The sequence below is a fragment of the Enterococcus sp. 1001283B150225_161107_E12 genome (assembly GCF_015556925.1).
In the GTDB taxonomy this organism is placed as follows: Bacteria; Bacillota; Bacilli; order Lactobacillales; family Enterococcaceae; genus Enterococcus_B; species Enterococcus_B mundtii.
This window is the reverse complement of record NZ_JADNNI010000007.1, coordinates 64,180-81,064: the sequence shown is the minus strand read 5'-3', so window position 1 is coordinate 81,064 and position 16,885 is coordinate 64,180. Positions and strand designations below refer to the sequence as shown.

Here is a 16,885-nt window from a genome sequence, read left to right as displayed (position 1 = left end):
AGTCTCCTCACTAAAAGTCTTGGATCATCTGCCGATGACTGGCAACAGATTTTTTCAGCTCACTCATGTTATCCGCTGGGAAATGTTCAAGGATCTCCACGGCAAGTGCTGTTGCAATGACGTGTTCAGCCACCACAGAAGCTGCTGGTACAGCGGTACTGTCGGAACGTTCGACACTTGCTTTATAGGCTTCTTTCGTGTCGATATCCACACTCATCAACGGCTTGTAAAGTGTAGGGATCGGTTTCATCACACCACGAACGATGATTTGTTCCCCATTTGTCATCCCACCTTCAAATCCACCTAAATGATTGGTTGTCCGGCGGTAGCCTTGTTCTTGATCCCAGGTGATTTCATCCATGACTTTAGAACCTGGTAAAGTCGCTGCATCAAAACCGATCCCAAATTCTACCCCTTTGAAGGCATTGATACTCAGCATGGCTTGTGCTAATTTTCCATCTAATTTTTTATCCCATTGGACATAACTACCCAAACCAGCCGGTACATTTTCAACCCGGACTTCGACGACACCACCTAAGGTATCACCTGCTTTTTTCGTCTCATCGATCAATGTTTTGACTTGTTCTTCGATCTCAAGGTCTACCATATTGACTTCGGAGATCGTTGTTTTTTCCTTGATCACCGCCACAGGTAGCACTTCAGGAATCGTTGCTTTGACCCCTCCAAGAACTGCTACGTGACTGGCAATTTCAATATCTAGTGCTGCTAGGATCTGTTTTGCTAAAGAGCCGATTGCTACACGCATGGTCGTTTCTCTAGCTGAAGACCGTTCTAACACATTCCTAAGATCTTGATGTTGGTATTTCATTCCACCAACTAGATCCGCATGTCCTGGACGAGGTTTGGCTACTCGACGACGTGTGACATGTTTTTCTTCGATTGGCTCGACTGACATCACCGTCTGCCAATTCTTCCAGTCTTTATTCTCCACGATCATTGTGATTGGCGAACCAAGCGTTTTACCATGTCGAATACCTGAGGTGATTTGGACACGATCTTTCTCGATCTTCATTCTGCCACCACGACCGTAACCCCCTTGTCGCCTCGCAAGATCTTCATTGATTTTTTCAAGTGAAACTTCTAAACCTGCCGGGATACCTTCAATAATGGCAGTTAACTGTGGACCATGAGATTCTCCTGCTGTTAAAAAACGCATTTAGTTCCCCTCCTTTAAATACTCTTTCACGGACTCAAGCGGAATTTCTTGGATTCTTGCTTGTCCGATTTTATCTAATAAAATAATTTTCAATGTCTTTCCACGTGCCTTTTTATCGTGGGTGATCGCATCATAAAGGGATTGCTCCTCCCAAGGTTGGTACTTGATCGGTAACTGATACTTTTCGATCATTTGGATCAATTGCGCAGTGATACCCACTGGTGATTGTCCCATCTTTTCGGCTTGTTTGGTGATTTGCACCATACCGATCGCTACGGCTTCGCCATGACTGATCTGACCATAACCCGCAGTGTTCTCGATCGCATGACCGATCGTGTGGCCAAAGTTCAGTAACAAGCGATTCCCGTTATCGAATTGATCTTCTTCCACGACCTTTTTCTTCACTCGCAAGGCTTTTTCAATGATTTTTTCGCTATTCGCTAGTAGATCGGCAACTCCTGTTAAACTTGCCAGTTCTTGCCATAGCGTTTCATCACTGATTGCGCCACACTTGATGATCTCAGCAATCCCTTCTTGGATTCTACGCTCTGATAAAGTGGTTAACGTCTCTGGATCGATCAATACCCCATCTGGTTGTGCAAATGTTCCAATCATATTTTTCGCCATGGGTGCATTGATTGCTGTTTTTCCTCCAATGCTTGAATCGACCTGTGCCAGTAGGGAAGTCGGGATCTGGACAAATGAAATCCCTCGCATATAGGTGGAAGCAACGAAGCTGGCTAAATCGCCGATCACTCCCCCTCCAAGCGCAATCACCGCATCACTACGCGTAAATTGTTCTTCTGCTAAAAACGCATAGAGGTGAGCTGCCATGTCGAATGATTTGCTGCTCTCCCCAGCTGGAACAACATAATGGACGACTTCGTAGCTTGCCCGCAACTGTTGACAAATTTTTTCGCCGTATATCGGAAAAACATTCGTATCACTGATAATCGCGATTTTTTTATTTTTCCAGATTCCTTCGATCCACTCAGACACATGATCGAGTGCATTTCGTTCAATGATGATCTCATAGCTTTTTTCTGGTAAGACAACTTCTAACATGACGCTCCTCTTTTCTATAAGGCTTTGATTTTATTCATTGCTTCAACTAAAATCTCGACTTCTTCCATCATTCTTAGGTAGTTCTTTTCATTCAATGATTGCTGTCCATCTGACCATGCGTGGATTGGATCAGGATGGATCTCTACGATCATCCCATCTGCGCCACTAGCAACACCAGCTCTTGCCATTGGTGATACGAGATCCCAAACCCCTGTACCATGACTTGGGTCAACGATGATCGGGAAATGACTTAATTTTTTGATGATCGGTACAGCACTTAGATCGAAGGTATTACGTGTCGCTGTTTCGTAAGTACGAATACCACGTTCGATAAAGATGATGTTTGGGTTGTTTTGTACCGCAATGTATTCCGCCGCATTCAACCATTCTTCGATCGTCCCTGAAATCCCGCGTTTCAAGCCAATTGGTTTTCCTGTTTTCCCAACTGCTTCTAATAGACGAAAGTTTTGCATATTTCTGGCACCGATCTGAATGATATCTGTGTATTCGCAAACGACATCGATATGGGCTTCATCCATGACTTCAGTAATGACTTTTAAGCCGTAATGATCCGCTGCTTTACGCATCATTTTCAGTCCTTCTTCTCCTAATCCTTGGAAAGCGTATGGTGACGTTCTAGGTTTGTAGGCTCCTCCACGTAGGACCGTTGCCCCACCAGCTTTCGCCATACGAGCAGTTTCCATGATTTGTTCTTCGCCTTCTACCGAACAAGGACCAGCCATCGTCACAAAACTACCATCACCGATTTTCAAACCATCCACATCAACGACTGTATCTTGCGGATGAAATTCTCGAGAAGTCAGTTTGTACGTATTAGAGATTTTTACTGCACGCTCCACCATGTCGTATCTTTCAAATGGTACACCTTGGATAATTTTTGGATCACCGATCAATCCTAAAACAAGACGATCTTTGCCATGGTTGATCTGGACGTCCAAGCCCTCTTCCTTGATACGTGAAAGTACTGGTTCTAGTTGGTTTACTTCAATTCCTGGTTTAATAATTAAAATCATAAGATAACATCCTTTTTTATTTTTATTTTTTTATCACTGTTTGAACACTTGATCGACAATGGAAAATCGTTCGTTGTTTACTTAAAATAACTCGTTGGAAAATGAACTGATGTGGTTCTCCTTTCGTTAGGTATAAAAAAAGCCCGCCGTAGACAAATCTACAGTGGGCCTTCACCAATTCTAACAAAAAAGCCACTATAGATTTTCATCTATGTGGCGGACAAGTCATCTCAAACATCCTTAGCCATCATAGATACAAACGTTGTGTTTGCACCCATGAATGTCATGAATACAAACCTATCTAAAATAGCTAAAGTAATACGTATTCAGTTGTGAATTCAATGTGATTTTCATAAGAAATCGCTCCAAACTGATTTAAGATTGGTTTAAGTATAGATTTCTTTCTGAAATAAGTCAACTACTTTTTCAAATCTTTTTCTCTTTATGCCAATGATCCTTTAGAAGACCGATGTTTTTTTAAAGTTCCTGTTGATTTTTCGTTGACAAAAAACACGAACATGTGTTCTAATCATGTAGAAGAGGTGACTGTTATGTTTAAAAATCAAAATCCTGTATTTGACTATCATAAAGAACCTTCTAGAGATATTTTATGTATTGATTGTAAGTCGTTCTATGCTTCTGTTGAATGTGTCTCACTTGGATTAGACCCTTTAACAACCAAACTAGTTGTTATGTCGTATCCCGGAAATTCATGGGAAGAACGTGGTAGCGGGTTGATCCTTGCCTCTAGTCCAGCTGCAAAAAAAGCCTACGGGATCACGAATATCAGTCGTGCGCGTGATTTGCCCTTTCCTTATCCCAGTGATTTATATATTGCCCCACCACGAATGGCTTATTATATGGAGAAGAACAAAGAAATCAATGCGATTTATAAAACCTATGCAGACGAAAGTAACCATCATGTCTATTCGGTCGACGAAAGTTTTTTGGATATCACAAATAGTTTGAATTTGTTCGATGCTCCTGATGCCCGGGCACTTGCAAAAAAGATTCGTCAAGACGTTTATGATCAAACAGGGATCTATACCACGATCGGTATCGGTGATAATCCACTATTGGCAAAATTAGCTCTGGATAATGAAGCCAAGGATACCCGAGACATGATCGCCGAATGGCGTTATGAAGACGTCCCTGAAAAACTTTGGCGGATTCCTCAGCTGACAGATTTTTGGGGGATCGGTCGAAAAACAGCGATTCGTTTAAATAAAATGAACATCCATAGCATCTATGAGCTTGCACATGCGGATTACTATCGTTTAAAAAGTGCAATGGGGGTAATTGGTACACAACTTTATGCTCATGCCTGGGGAATCGATCGAAGCTTTCTTGGTGAAGTCTACACCCCTAAATCAAAAAGCATCGGAAATAGTCAAATCCTCAATAAGGACTATACCCACCGAGAAGAGATTGAAATCGTGATCAAGGAAATGGCGGATCAAGTAGGCACACGCTTACGTCGAGAAGAAGCAAAAGCACAAGTAGTTAGTCTATGGGTCGGTTTTTCTTTAGGCTACACAGATGTTTCAGGAAAAACCGGGTTTCACCAACAGATGAAAATCGAGCCGACCAACGCCAGTCATGTCTTAGCAGAAGCACTATTGATGATTTTTGATCGACATTATCAACGGCAAGATATTCGAAGTATCGGCGTCAATTGTTCTCGTTTAGTTTATGCGACTGGCTTGCAATTGAATCTATTCGATGATCCTAAAGAGCAAGTCAATGCGGCAAAGATTGACTTTGTCGTGGATAAGATTCGACAAAAATATGGATTCAAAGCAATCGTCCATGCACATAGTTTACTGGAAGGTGGTCGAGCAATCGCCCGCAGTTCGCTTGTAGGCGGTCATGCTGGCGGAATGGCTGGTATTGAAGGTGAAGGACATGCGACGCACGAAAAAAGAATTTCTCGATTACAATGAATACCGCGATCGCCCCTTTGGCTTGAAATGGGGAACCGCTTTTGCCATGGATGAACTAGTGAAAGGGATCGAAGTAAATGCAGCAGCCGCCTTAAAAGACCTCTCTCCCCAATCGCAAATGACGAGAGAGGAAATCGACCAAGTACTATTACAGTCCTTTCTCTACCGACAAAAAGTGACCATCCAATTAAACACAAAAGATGAATTTGGTCGATATAGAGAAAATATCGAGGGCGTTTTCTTAGGTGAATGTGATGAAGAATATCTGACGATTGACCAGTACCATATTCTCTGGGAGAACATTCGTCACGTTGGGTTGAAACAAGAAATAAAATGGTTTGAGTTTAGTACCAACAAGACATATGACGAACAAATTTCCCGATCAATCGATTGGAACAAGCCAAAGCAACAAGCTGAACTGCAATTGATCAAAGATGAATTTTATCAATATTTTGAAGAGGAAAATGAATAAAAGGGAGGCGCTACCGATGACAATGGTAAAGAATCATTTCGAGACTGTCATAATCACTGCTTATATTGCCAAACAAGAAATTACGATCCAAACAAAAAAGGGAGAAAACTATCGAGGAACGATTCAAAAAAAGATGACAGAAGATGGCTTTTATGTAAACGAGGGCTTTATCGCTTGGGATGAACTTGATTCGATCGATTTAGAAGAGGAATATTTTCATTTTTGGCAAGAAATCGTCAAGCAAGCGGTTGAGTAGTTCAGCCAAGTATTGGATTCTTCGGCCACTATTGAATGTTATTTCTCTCAGCCTAAAAAGCGTCAACCGGTAAACATGTAAAAAAGATTTTACCGGTTGATGCTACTATTCTCAGCAAAGAACGATTCTATTCGTAAAGTTTGAAAGCTTTAGTTCAAATAGTTTGGGTCAGCCAATAAAGATTGGATTTTATTTGTATCAATAATGAATTCTTGTGTCCCCATAGCACCAGGTGCTACCTCGTATTTATCAAAGAAGATAACAAGCTGGTGTTCTTTATTGATATAAAAACTAGGATCTTTTTTTAATAAAAATGAGCCATTATCCTCTAGAGCAAAATAAGTTAATTCTGGATTTTTTTCCATACGATTTTTCATCTGTTCTTCAATTTCCTTTGAAAGAGCAATGAGATAATCATCATTTTTAAATAATAAAGGCAATGACACAATTACCTCATTTTGTTTATCTAACGTGTCAAATTGATTGTTCGTTTGCGTACTCGCAATTGTCTGTTCGATTGAACGATCAATCACTAAAAAACGCTCATCATTGACCAATATGCGATATCCACCTGTTGTATCAATCTGTTGCCCGTTTTTCTTGATTTCTTTCATTCCTTCCTCATAAGCTCGTTGTCCCTCTGCGAGATATTTTCGATTCAACTGGTCATGGATTTCTTCTTTCCCCATTATTTTTGGTACAGCAATCGAGACACCTGCTTTTTCTTCTTGGAATGAATAGGTTTTACCAGTAATGATCGAAACCAACTCTCCGAGAACAGGGATTTCTGTCGCCCATACGCGAAAGTCTCTATTTTGAACACTTGCGAACAAAATAAGTGCTGAACAGGCGATCCCCAAGCTGATACGACTAGCTTTTTTCACTTGTCGTTTCACTTTCACTTTTTTCTTTGCAATCACAAAACGCTTAAAAAGTTCTTCTTCTAGTTGTTCAGGGATTTCACCCGCTTGATACGCCTGATTCATCATACTTATTTTTTTCTTTGTTCCTCCCATTTCGCTATTCACTCTCCTTTATTTTAAAATTTCTTTGTAATTATCTAGCGAGCGATACATTTTTGTTTTCACGGTATTTTCATTTAAATTTAAAATATGCGCAATTTCTTTCAATGTAAATCCCTCAAAAAATTTCAAGATAATGATCTCGCGTTCTGGGCTAGGCGTTTGGCTCAATAATTCTCGTAATTCCATGTAAGAAACATCATTTTGAAAATCGATGAATTCAAGTCCTGGACCGTCTTCCAATTCAAAATTCAAAGGCATTCGTTTATTCTTACGCCAATGATCAATTGCTGTTCGGACTAAGATCTTATAAAACCAAGCTTGAAAATGATCAATCTTCTTTACCTTTGAGAAATCCATCAACGCCTTTTGAAAGCTATCTTGGATAACATCTAGTGCATCCTCCGAACTGTGTGTATAACTATAAGCGATCCGATACATTTTTTGATATTGTGTCTCAATCAACTGTTCTAACTGAGATTCATAATATTTGACTCGATGCTTTTTTGCGATCCGATTAAAAATATTAGACACCTCCCTCTCTCAGAAAAATGATTTGCATTGATTGTTTCACCTCAAATAATATATATGACCCAGTATTTTCGTAAAATCCCTGTTTGCTTCCTTACTTAGTTGCGTATCTTCCCTTCTCTTTAATTCATTTATCTCTATTTCCTTTTGTTTTTCTTCTCTGATTGAAAATGTATCCATTGAATACATCAATAAAAAGAGGCTAGTAAACAGGAACAATAAGACTAGGAAAATTAGCTCTATCGTTAAAAATGAATAGTTTTTGTCATGTTTCATACGCTCACTCCGCTTTCTTTTTTTATACTTAATTAGACGATCGTTTTCTAAGAAAAGTTTCAAAAAAATCAACTTTATTTTGAGCATTCCTACATTTTGAATCACTAACTTTGCACAAAAGACAGTTTGTGAGATTCTGATAAAAGTGTTAAGCTCCGCTAAAAAGCACCAAAACCCCACAATTATTCATCAATGGATTTTGGTGCTTGTTTATGTAGTATTCACTTCTAGAAAACCATTTATTCGTTTTTAGAAAGAGATAGACCGAATGACCAGACCTTTTCAACTTAATATGGAATAAACACTGCGAATCGAAGAAACCATTATCGACATAAAGAGGGACCCACAAAAATTTGAAAAGCAATTTTGTAGGTTCCGCCTTATTTCTCAGAGCTAAACCGATTGCGCCCCAACTAAATGCTATTTTTTTACTTTTTTTAGGACTCGTTCCAATCGTGGCCGATTATAGCGTTGAATCATAATGAATGGGACATTGACAAGAAGCGCATAAAAAACCATGACCCATCCCGCCCATTTTGGATTCCACAAAAAGAAAAGGAACGCTGGCGCGATCAATAGCCAATGCGTCAGCTCTGCTCTTTGTGTTTCGATGATGAATTTCTTCAGTGCGGCGGAATCAGTCTTACCAAGCCTAGATTTATCGAATCCTCGCTTAGCAATCACAGTACCATCTGGCAGCTTGTCTTTCCATTTTTTTATCCGAAATTTTTTCTCCCAAATCACTCCTTGCTTTTCAAAAGAAAAGGAACGAAACCAACGACGCTTTCTTTCAAAAAATGAGTCAGCGATTTGGCGGACACCGTAAGAAATACCTAAATGGAAAATAAACCAGGCAAGAATGTCAAGCATCACTAATACTCCAGTGGTCAAATGGATCAGTGGCATAAAAACCTCCTAAAGTTTGATTTTTCTTCCTTTCCAAGACACTGATTTCAAAAGATACGTTTGGATCAACGACCACAAAAACAAGAAAAGAAAGAAGATAAAAAAGAACGGAAAAACGAACAAGAAAATCGGCTTGAAATTTCCTACACGTTTGGCAAATACAATACATTGGAGCACATACAGGCAATAGATGACCAGTACAAGCGGCCATTGTGCCATACCAAAAGCCAACATCGTACCAACTCCGCCACTTATCCAGAGGATGACTCCTAACAAAATAAAGGGATTGGTTGCTCTAGAAGCTGTGGCAAAATCCTTTGTCCATCCTTGGATCAATTGCTTGAAACCTTCAGGATACATGCGAAAAGCAATCAACTCTTTCCCACCATATAAATGGATGGGAAACCCTGCCTTTTGAAAACGTTTGGCTAAAGCCATGTCATCTAAGATCCCACTAGGTATATCTTTATGCCCATCGACTTGGAAGTAATCGGTTTTCGAGCATAAGATACACGGCCCGAACGCCCCCGCTGCTTTTAATTTTTCACCTAGCACAGAAAAAGTATTCAACCCTACCAGAATGACCACATTGAAAACAAACGAGAGCTGTTCATAAAAGCGAACAGTTTGATGAAACGGTTGAAGCGACAGCAAGCCACTATTCCCTCTTTTTTCGTATTCATTCAATAGTCTTTCCAAACTATTGTCTGTCTGAAAAAATGTATCTGCATCTAAAAATAAGAAATGCTCACTTTGGGCCTTTGTTGCACCTAACCAACAAGTAGCCGCCTTTCCATGCTGTTCACGATCATTTGAGAAAACTGTTGCATCTAAGTTTTTGGCGATTTCTGCTGTACCGTCAGTGGAAGCATCATCCACGACGATGATTTCTCGTGGTTGGATCGTTTGCCTTTGGATCGATTGTAGCAATTTGGGGAGCGTATTTGCTTCGTTACGTACAGGAATAATAATTGAAACATTTGTGTCAAAACGTTTTGCAGAGGTTAGGTTTGTGATGAATGGCAGTCGATAAAAGATACACCAACCTGAAAGCCAAGCGACAAAAAGGACGATCATTATTAGTAACAAAATAAGCCTTCCTTCCTATACATCCGCTTCTCTTCGGGCAATCTTGTCACTCACTTGTTGCCCACTCAAAGTGACCATTGGCATACCTGCACCTGGATTGACTGTCCCACCTACAAAGTATAAGTTGTCATAGCGCTCACTATGTTTTGCATGTTTGAACCCATGATTTTTCTTACGATCAGATACAGTCCCATAGATTGCTCCACGATGGGATAAATAATTTTTTTGGATATCTTCCGGGGTCCAACGATTTTCATAGACAATATGTTTTCTCAAATCCGTTAACCCCATCGTTTCTAATTTGATCAAGATACGCTCCCGAAAGGCATCGTATTCTGCCTCTGTAAATGGTTGATCTTGTAAATAAGGGATGTGCGGTAAAATCTTGATGTTCTCATGTCCTTCGATGGTTTGAGAAGGATCAGTCTTATTGACATTCACAAGATAGATCGTTGGGTCGTCTGGCAACTGATGCTGATGGAAGTTTTGATCAAAGTTTTCTTTAGAAGCATTCGAAAAGAAAAAATTATGATGGGCTAATTGTGGGTATTCTTTATTAACACCTAGATGCAAGACAAAACCTGAACTTGCGGGTTCAAATTTCTTTTCTAATTTCTCTGTAAACGCTGGTTTTTCATCTAATAATTGTTCATAAGCTGGGATCACTTCCATATTCGAAACAAAATAATCTGCTTCGATCACCGTCCCATCCGCTAATCGCGCAGAACGGATCTGATCATTCTCTACATTTAATTTTTCAACATGAACGCCGGTATGGAACGCTACGCCGAGCTCTTTCCCGAGGTTGACGATTCCTTCAGCAATTTTATGCATCCCACCTGGCACATACCAGATTCCTTGCGCATGCTGCATATAACTCATCATATTTAAAACCGCTGGCGCATCATAAGGAGAGGAACCGACATATTTGCTGAAATACCCTAAGATATCTTGCATTTTTGGATGACTCACACGTTTAGCGATTCCATCATGCATCGAAGAAAAATAATCAAACCCTTTCAACGCTTTGATCACACCATGTTCTTTTAAAATCTCCATTGTCGAATCAAGCCCTTTGTCAAAATAACCGACTTCGGTGGCCGCATAGATTTCCTTCGCATAGTCTAAAAAATCTTGATACTCCATCATGTCTTTTGCAGTCAGCAAAGGATTTTCTTGGGCCATTTTCGTTAAATCACTGTATAGATCAATCGTTGTGTGATCAGGAAAAAAAGAACGCCACTGCAAATCTAACCGTTCGATCGGAATGTAATCTGCCATCTGTTTGCCACTCGTGAGAAACAGTTTTTCAAAAATTTGGGGCATCGTCAAAATCGATGGACCTAGATCAAAGCCAAACCCATTTGCTTCTAAACGGTTCAATTTCCCCCCTAAATGATCGTTCTTTTCATATAGTGATACGTCGAATCCTTCTTGGGCTAAGGAAACTGCTGCAGACAAACCACCAAGTCCACCTCCCAGAACAATGACTGATTTCTGTTTGTTTTTCACAAAATCACCTCTTACTTTCTAAGTCTCAAAGCACATTTTCACAGATGCAAACTCGTATGATCCAACTGTAAAAAAACACTTTATATCTATCTCTATAGTAGCATATCTCTAAAAAAACTTATTTTATTGCGCATTGTATTGTTATAAAACAATAAGAAAGGATAAAAGAAAAAACAGAAGAAACAAACACGTAAGAAACGCTTTGTCTATTCTGTCTTAGGCTAATGGCAACTTCTTATGCGCTGATTTCGTTGCTTCTATCAAAGTATCGGCACAAACAAGCCACTGATCTTCTCTTTGATTTTCGTCCATGCACTTCGCCGTTGCCATTCGTCTTTTTTGACCTTTTCAGCGTGGGCTAAATCTTCTGTAAAATGGACGTTCAATTCATCGATCGTTTTTGATGGACCATAAATGAACATTGACAGTTCATGATTGAGATAAAAACTGCGAATATCAAAATTAGTTGATCCAATCGTTGCGACCACATCATCAACGATCATGTATTTACAATGGATAAATGCAGTCGTATCGTAGATCGACACTTCAACTCCTGCCGATAACAAATCATCAATAAACGAGTTCGTCCCATGAAATGAAATCCCGCGATCGCCTTTTCCTGGTATGATCAATTGCACGTTGATCCCACAGCGAGCTGCTCGTCTAAGCGCCCCAAGTGTTTCTTCATCTGGAATAAAATAAGGCATAGCAATCTTGATCGAATCAACTGCTTTACCAATCAAGTCATTGAAAGAGTCTTTGATGATCCTCTCCTGATCATACGGCCCTCCGTAAACGACCTGTACGATTTCCGAACCTTTTGGTTGTTCCGTTTGTAAGGGAAAATACAGCTCTTGCTGGTTGATGAAATAAGTGATCGTTTCCGTTCCTTCATCGAGAAATAACCAATCATAAACGAAACATTCCTGCAACTCGAGTACAGAAGGCCCTTCGATTCGAACATTCGTATCTCGCCAATAAGAAAACTTTTTCCCGCGTCCACTATACTCATTCCCGATATTCATACCACCAGTGTGTGCAATTTCCCCATCGATCACAACGATTTTCCGATGATTGCGCCAATTGGCTTTATTACTCAGCCACGGTGAATTCAATAGATCATAGGTTCTTACCTCTACACCATTTTCTCGCATCGTATCTAATAATCGATTCGGGAAAGCAATTGATCCGACACTGTCATACATAAAACGTACTTTGATTCCCTGTCGAGCTTTTTCGATCAAAGCAGCAATTAGTTCTTCGCCAGTTTCATCCCCTTTTATAATATAGAAGAAAATATGGACATGATGTGTTGCCTGTTTGATATCTTGCAACAATGAAGCAAAAGCATCCGTTCCTTCTTTTAACAATGTCAATTGATTGTCTTTTGTGGGATACTTTGCGGAAAGATGGAAAATTTCTTTGGAAAGATCGTGCTTGGCATGAATGATTTCTGAATGTTCCTGAAGAATCTTGGACACCGTTTCTTGTATGTTTCGTTCGTTCTCTAGTTGCTGTTTCGATAACTTTCGTAATCGTGGCTCACGACCAATCAGATAGTACAGCATGATCCCAACGATCGGTAAAAATAATAACGCTAAGATCCAAGCGATTTTAGAGGTTGCTTCTCTTTGATCAAAAATCACTAAATAGCTACAAAGAAGAAAGGCAAACATTTCCACGATCAACCACGCATAAATGATTTGATTCAAAAAAATAATCAGTGAAACAGCTACAAGAATCAATAATATCAATAATATTTTGTATTGTTGCAATTTATTCTTTATCATATTTATCTCCATCTTCGCTCGCTTCGTTTTTTTGTTGCTTCTTTTTTCTGTACCGATCAACTTTATTGGTGACAGCACACCTTATATAGATTATATACGTTATAGTGACTCTAGTGTAAAGGGATCTCTCGTTTTCTTCGCACTTTTCACAGAAAGTTTTCTACTATTATAATGGTGCTTTTCCCCCTCAGTTTTAAGGAGATGAAAGAAGTGAGATAATATTCGTCCTCTCACACTCTCTAAAACTGAGTAATGTATTCAAAATAATGTTAGCAAAAATAAGCCAGAAACCCTAAAAATCTTGGGGTTTCTGGCTTATTTTTCGGAACAATATCTAGCTGTCACAACTCTTTTTCTTTATTGATTTTCTGGAACACTGCTTAATTCCCATGTTAACGACGTTGTATATTGCTCAGCTTCTGGATACGCTCCTTTCGGTACATAGAGACCAACACTCTTATCTGCCGATTCTTGATCACCAAACCGATAGATCCACGTGCCAGTTCCAGATTCCTTATCTGCCTGTAATAAGATTTGTTTCGTATTTGGTAAAATCCTCTGCATGGATTCTTCCTGTAGCTCAGGCGCAGTTCCGCCTTGTGCTGTCGCCAATTGTTGATTACTCAATTGGATTTCCGAACCAATCAATTCATGACCATTTTGATTACTGAATTGTCCATTCTGGGTAACCGATAATTGCCAACCACTTCGCTCATTGTCCGGTCGACGATCACTGATTTGAACATAATTTGGTCGCTCTTCGTTCTCTTTCACTGTCCCATCTTCATTCAACAATCGTTGAGGTTGGGCATAATAGGTTTGTTCATGAACAGAAATAGCTTGTGAGCCAAAATTGAAGGACGAAATAAAGTCAATACTTAGTTGCCCTTGATCTTCTGGCAATTCTGGTTTATTTTCAGGTTCCACTTCTAATTCTGGATCCAAAGGATCTACCGGTGAGAAAGGTCCTACATCCTCAACGATTAATGTCGTAGCCGGTTCAAAAGTTACATCGTGAAATGTTAAGTCAGCAGCTGGGTTGATATTTCCACGTGCGTTATTGGTTTCTGGCGGATTGATCACACCTGCGGCTTCTGCCGAGCCTTCCGCATCTCTTAGAAAGACCTGAATCTCATCGTCTTCTTTTAAAGTTAAGTCAGATAAATCCAGGATAAAGTTACCCTCGTTGTCTACCGTTACATCAGAAGTGTCAAAGATTTGTCCATTATGAGTTGCGGTTATTTCAACCTCTTTGTTTTCAACATATCCCTGAACATGTGTTGCTGTTTTTCCGATGGTATTAAAAGGAAACTCCACTGGTTTTGGTGGGATAATTGGAAAGACGACAACACTATCTATTTTGATATCGTCCGGTAAACTTGGAACTCCAACTTCACCAACACCGCGAAAAGCAGATAGAACGCTAATCCGATCTCCCTCGTTTAAAAGATCAGGTAATTTTATTTCAAATATCCCCTCTCTATCTGCTTCACCATAGATACTATCTACTTTAGTAACTGCTCTATGTGTTTCTTTTTCTCCAGTAAGTCGTTCAATTTCTATCTCTAGTTCTACCTCGCCTTCAAACGCTGATCTATAGTCACTCCCTTCCGGAATACTTACATGACCAAAAATAGACTTATCTGCATTGGTAGGAACTCTTAATTCATCTACAACAGCACGTGCGTTATTTGCACTAATTCTACTATATGCAGTCATTCCAGCCGGTCCAAAAGTACTTGTATTAAATGATTCCGGATCGCTAGTCTTTCTAATAGTATTAAAATTGCTTCCCGTTAATTCAAAATCAATCATATTCCAATACTTTTCTGCTTCAAGATCAAAATTAGAACCATTAGCCCATGCTGCAAAATTAGAATTTTTCAAATCAAATATAGAGGATGCCGATACACTGTATATATTGCCTCCGTTTGGACGTGTATTTTTAAAATCAAAAAAAAGTGGATTATCAATAGTTATATTACTAACTGAACCATTAAATATTGCACCTGATGCAGTGCTCGATCTTCCAATTGCTGTAAAACTAGTTCCTTCCCTAACATTGATTTCCATCGAACTGTTTCCACCAATAGCAGGTCCAAAATCAGAGACAATATTTACTTCTGTTCCCACGCCACTCAAATCAAACACTCCACCATCATTAGCAAATTCTATACCTTGATTCGCCGAATTATTAGGTGATCCGTTTCCACCATTGTACATTTGTAATTTACTATTTCCTTTTACAAAGAATTGACCATCCGCACGAAATCTTACTGCCGGAGCAGCTCCTTCTTCAGCCTCAATAATAACAGTACTATTATTATCTATATCAAATCGAGAACCTCGGCTTGCAGCCCCATAAAATCTAACTGTTGCATCATTTCCATTAAGAAGAGAAGAGTAAAGTTCCATTTTAGAGCCATTGTCTACCAAAATTCTTGAATTCGTAGCAGTATCATAAAGAAGCGCACTAGTTTGAGGGGCTTCTATTTTCAAAGATGCTCCATTGTTAACCTCAATAAGCGATTCATTTGAATCTAGTCTGATAACCCCTCCGTATCTACCAGAGCTTGTTGAAGTTGTATTAATAGAAACTGTAGTGTCTTCATCCGTAATTTGAACTACCGGTAATACGCCTGAAATTTGTGCTAACTTTGCTTGCAGGTCCATACTTACTTTACTTCCATTTCGAGCAAAAAAATTATTGACTCGGAAGACAGCATCATCACGCGCATTCATAGTCGACCTATAAGTATTTTCGCCACCTATATATCCTGCCTTTGCATTCGGTGCATTAACTAAACCAGATACATTCCCACTTCCTGTATGAACATTTTCAAAATTTAATGTCCATCTTTGACTGTTGGCTGCTGTACCTGTAAAAATTGCTGTAGTTCCCGGTTTTGTTATTGTTATATTTTTTAAAGTAATTGTCGTCTCTACGCTCACTGCTCCAAGTGTGAATCCAGCAGTATTATTGGCAAAATTTATCGACCATCCTTGTCCGTCAATTTCTATATTTCTGTTGATCGTTCCTGCCGCTCCAGCGTTTCTGACTATGTCGTTTTCCAAAATAATTTTTTGTACATCATCGTTACTTATGGCTTTTTGAAATTCTTCCCATGTTGAAACACTTACGAAAGGCTCTTTCTCCTTTGTTTGTTGATCCTGCGGAGCTTCTTCCTTAGGCTCATCTACTTCTTCGGATGTCTGATCATCCTCTTGATTTTCTTCTATTATATGTTCTCCCTCTTTTGATTCCTTTTGTCCGCCTAGCTCCTCATCAGGGGAATCACTTTCTTCAGCTGGAAGTTCATCACTGACCGCTTCTTGCTCACTGATTTTTAGCTGAGTCGTCGTTTCTTCCACGGACAGTTCATAGTTTCCTGTCTTGTCAAATACCAAAGGAAGGACAAACGTATTTTGCGCATGTTTTGACTGAACGATCCATTCATGAGGCTGCTCCCCTTGTTCGATTGAAATCCCTGCCGACAATTGATCTTGGATAAGCGTTGCTTCTTCTGGTAAGACCACTCGTGCCTCTGACACTTCTTGATCAGAAAAGAACGTCACTTGTAGCGGAACTTTTATCGTTCCTTGCAATTGAGATTGAGAAAAGAAAAAGTTAGGATTACTGGATAGTTCTTTTAAGGAGTTTTGGATAGCAGGGAGTTCCACTTGCTCATGTTCCACGCTGTCTATCATGGTTTCTGCGTAGACCATGCCTATCGGTATAGTTACTGTTTGTATCACTAAAATTGTCGTCCCTAAAAAAAGCATCGTTCTTCTTAATCTTGAGGGCATTGTAT

At 39.6% G+C, this 16,885-nt stretch carries 13 protein-coding genes; 3 read left to right on the top strand and 10 right to left on the bottom strand.

What is annotated here, in order from left to right; translation table 11 throughout:
- Positions 1-10: 10 nt before the first annotated feature.
- Genes aroC through aroF form a run of 3 tightly spaced genes read right to left on the bottom strand, consistent with a single transcriptional unit; the run spans position 11 to position 3,276 of the window.
- The gene (aroC, locus tag I2F89_RS07390) at positions 11-1,177 is read right to left on the bottom strand and encodes a chorismate synthase (protein WP_010736270.1); all 1,167 of its coding nucleotides are present in this window, start codon (positions 1,175-1,177) and stop codon (positions 11-13) included.
- Positions 1,178-2,242, bottom strand: a complete 1,065-nt coding sequence (aroB, locus tag I2F89_RS07385) for a 3-dehydroquinate synthase (RefSeq protein WP_195514015.1) — start codon at positions 2,240-2,242, stop codon at positions 1,178-1,180.
- Positions 2,243-2,256: 14 nt separating this feature from the next.
- A complete protein-coding gene (gene aroF, locus I2F89_RS07380; RefSeq protein ID WP_066025183.1) occupies positions 2,257-3,276 on the bottom strand; it encodes a 3-deoxy-7-phosphoheptulonate synthase in 1,020 nt (339 codons plus the stop codon).
- A 551-nt stretch (positions 3,277-3,827) separates the two neighbouring features.
- On the opposite strand from aroF, the gene I2F89_RS07375 reads away from it, so the two are divergent.
- Genes I2F89_RS07375 through I2F89_RS07365 form a run of 3 tightly spaced genes read left to right on the top strand, consistent with a single transcriptional unit; the run spans position 3,828 to position 5,947 of the window.
- Positions 3,828-5,219 (top strand): Y-family DNA polymerase, encoded by a 1,392-nt coding sequence (locus I2F89_RS07375; RefSeq protein ID WP_195514014.1) that lies wholly within the window; start codon positions 3,828-3,830, stop codon positions 5,217-5,219.
- The gene (locus I2F89_RS07370; RefSeq protein ID WP_195514011.1) at positions 5,182-5,691 is read left to right on the top strand and encodes a hypothetical protein; all 510 of its coding nucleotides are present in this window, start codon (positions 5,182-5,184) and stop codon (positions 5,689-5,691) included. Before I2F89_RS07375 ends, I2F89_RS07370 begins: the two co-directional genes overlap by 38 nt.
- Positions 5,692-5,707: 16 nt before the next feature.
- Positions 5,708-5,947, top strand: a complete 240-nt coding sequence (locus I2F89_RS07365) for a hypothetical protein (protein ID WP_074801613.1) — start codon at positions 5,708-5,710, stop codon at positions 5,945-5,947.
- 149 nt (positions 5,948-6,096) lie between these two features.
- Here the strand turns inward: I2F89_RS07365 and I2F89_RS07360 are convergent, their stop codons facing one another.
- From I2F89_RS07360 to I2F89_RS07330, 7 genes are all read right to left on the bottom strand, one after another.
- Positions 6,097-6,963 (bottom strand): RsiV family protein, encoded by an 867-nt coding sequence (locus I2F89_RS07360; protein WP_108173525.1) that lies wholly within the window; start codon positions 6,961-6,963, stop codon positions 6,097-6,099.
- Positions 6,964-6,981: 18 nt separating this feature from the next.
- Positions 6,982-7,503 carry an RNA polymerase sigma factor gene (locus I2F89_RS07355; protein WP_108173526.1) on the bottom strand — a complete coding sequence of 174 codons (522 nt, stop codon included), beginning with the start codon at positions 7,501-7,503 and terminating at the stop codon, positions 6,982-6,984.
- A gap of 693 nt (positions 7,504-8,196) precedes the next feature.
- Complete coding sequence (locus tag I2F89_RS07350) at positions 8,197-8,682, bottom strand: glycosyl-4,4'-diaponeurosporenoate acyltransferase (protein ID WP_108173527.1); 486 nt, start codon at positions 8,680-8,682, stop codon at positions 8,197-8,199.
- 9 nt (positions 8,683-8,691) lie between these two features.
- Positions 8,692-9,771 (bottom strand): glycosyltransferase, encoded by a 1,080-nt coding sequence (locus I2F89_RS07345; protein ID WP_108173528.1) that lies wholly within the window; start codon positions 9,769-9,771, stop codon positions 8,692-8,694.
- A 15-nt stretch (positions 9,772-9,786) separates the two neighbouring features.
- On the bottom strand, positions 9,787-11,283 hold the full coding sequence (locus I2F89_RS07340; RefSeq protein ID WP_142433664.1) for a phytoene desaturase family protein: 1,497 nt from the start codon (positions 11,281-11,283) through the stop codon (positions 9,787-9,789).
- Positions 11,284-11,543: 260 nt separating this feature from the next.
- Positions 11,544-13,073, bottom strand: a complete 1,530-nt coding sequence (gene cls, locus I2F89_RS07335; RefSeq protein WP_195514113.1) for a cardiolipin synthase — start codon at positions 13,071-13,073, stop codon at positions 11,544-11,546.
- Between the two features lie 357 nt (positions 13,074-13,430).
- Positions 13,431-16,880 carry a WxL domain-containing protein gene (locus I2F89_RS07330; RefSeq protein ID WP_229078063.1) on the bottom strand — a complete coding sequence of 1,150 codons (3,450 nt, stop codon included), beginning with the start codon at positions 16,878-16,880 and terminating at the stop codon, positions 13,431-13,433.
- Positions 16,881-16,885 lie beyond the last annotated feature (5 nt).

Bases quoted from the DNA above. Each gene is read 5' to 3' on its own strand.
- aroC (WP_010736270.1), bottom strand. From the start codon at position 1,177: ATGCGTTTTTTAACAGCAGGAGAATCTCATGGTCCACAGTTAACTGCC.
- aroB (WP_195514015.1), bottom strand. From the start codon at position 2,242: ATGTTAGAAGTTGTCTTACCAGAAAAAAGCTATGAGATCATCATTGAA.
- aroF (WP_066025183.1), bottom strand. From the start codon at position 3,276: ATGATTTTAATTATTAAACCAGGAATTGAAGTAAACCAACTAGAACCA.
- I2F89_RS07375 (WP_195514014.1), top strand. From the start codon at position 3,828: ATGTTTAAAAATCAAAATCCTGTATTTGACTATCATAAAGAACCTTCT.
- I2F89_RS07370 (WP_195514011.1), top strand. From the start codon at position 5,182: ATGCGACGCACGAAAAAAGAATTTCTCGATTACAATGAATACCGCGAT.
- I2F89_RS07365 (WP_074801613.1), top strand. From the start codon at position 5,708: ATGACAATGGTAAAGAATCATTTCGAGACTGTCATAATCACTGCTTAT.
- I2F89_RS07360 (WP_108173525.1), bottom strand. From the start codon at position 6,963: ATGGGAGGAACAAAGAAAAAAATAAGTATGATGAATCAGGCGTATCAA.
- I2F89_RS07350 (WP_108173527.1), bottom strand. From the start codon at position 8,682: ATGCCACTGATCCATTTGACCACTGGAGTATTAGTGATGCTTGACATT.
- cls (WP_195514113.1), bottom strand. From the start codon at position 13,073: ATGATAAAGAATAAATTGCAACAATACAAAATATTATTGATATTATTG.
- I2F89_RS07330 (WP_229078063.1), bottom strand. From the start codon at position 16,880: ATGCCCTCAAGATTAAGAAGAACGATGCTTTTTTTAGGGACGACAATT.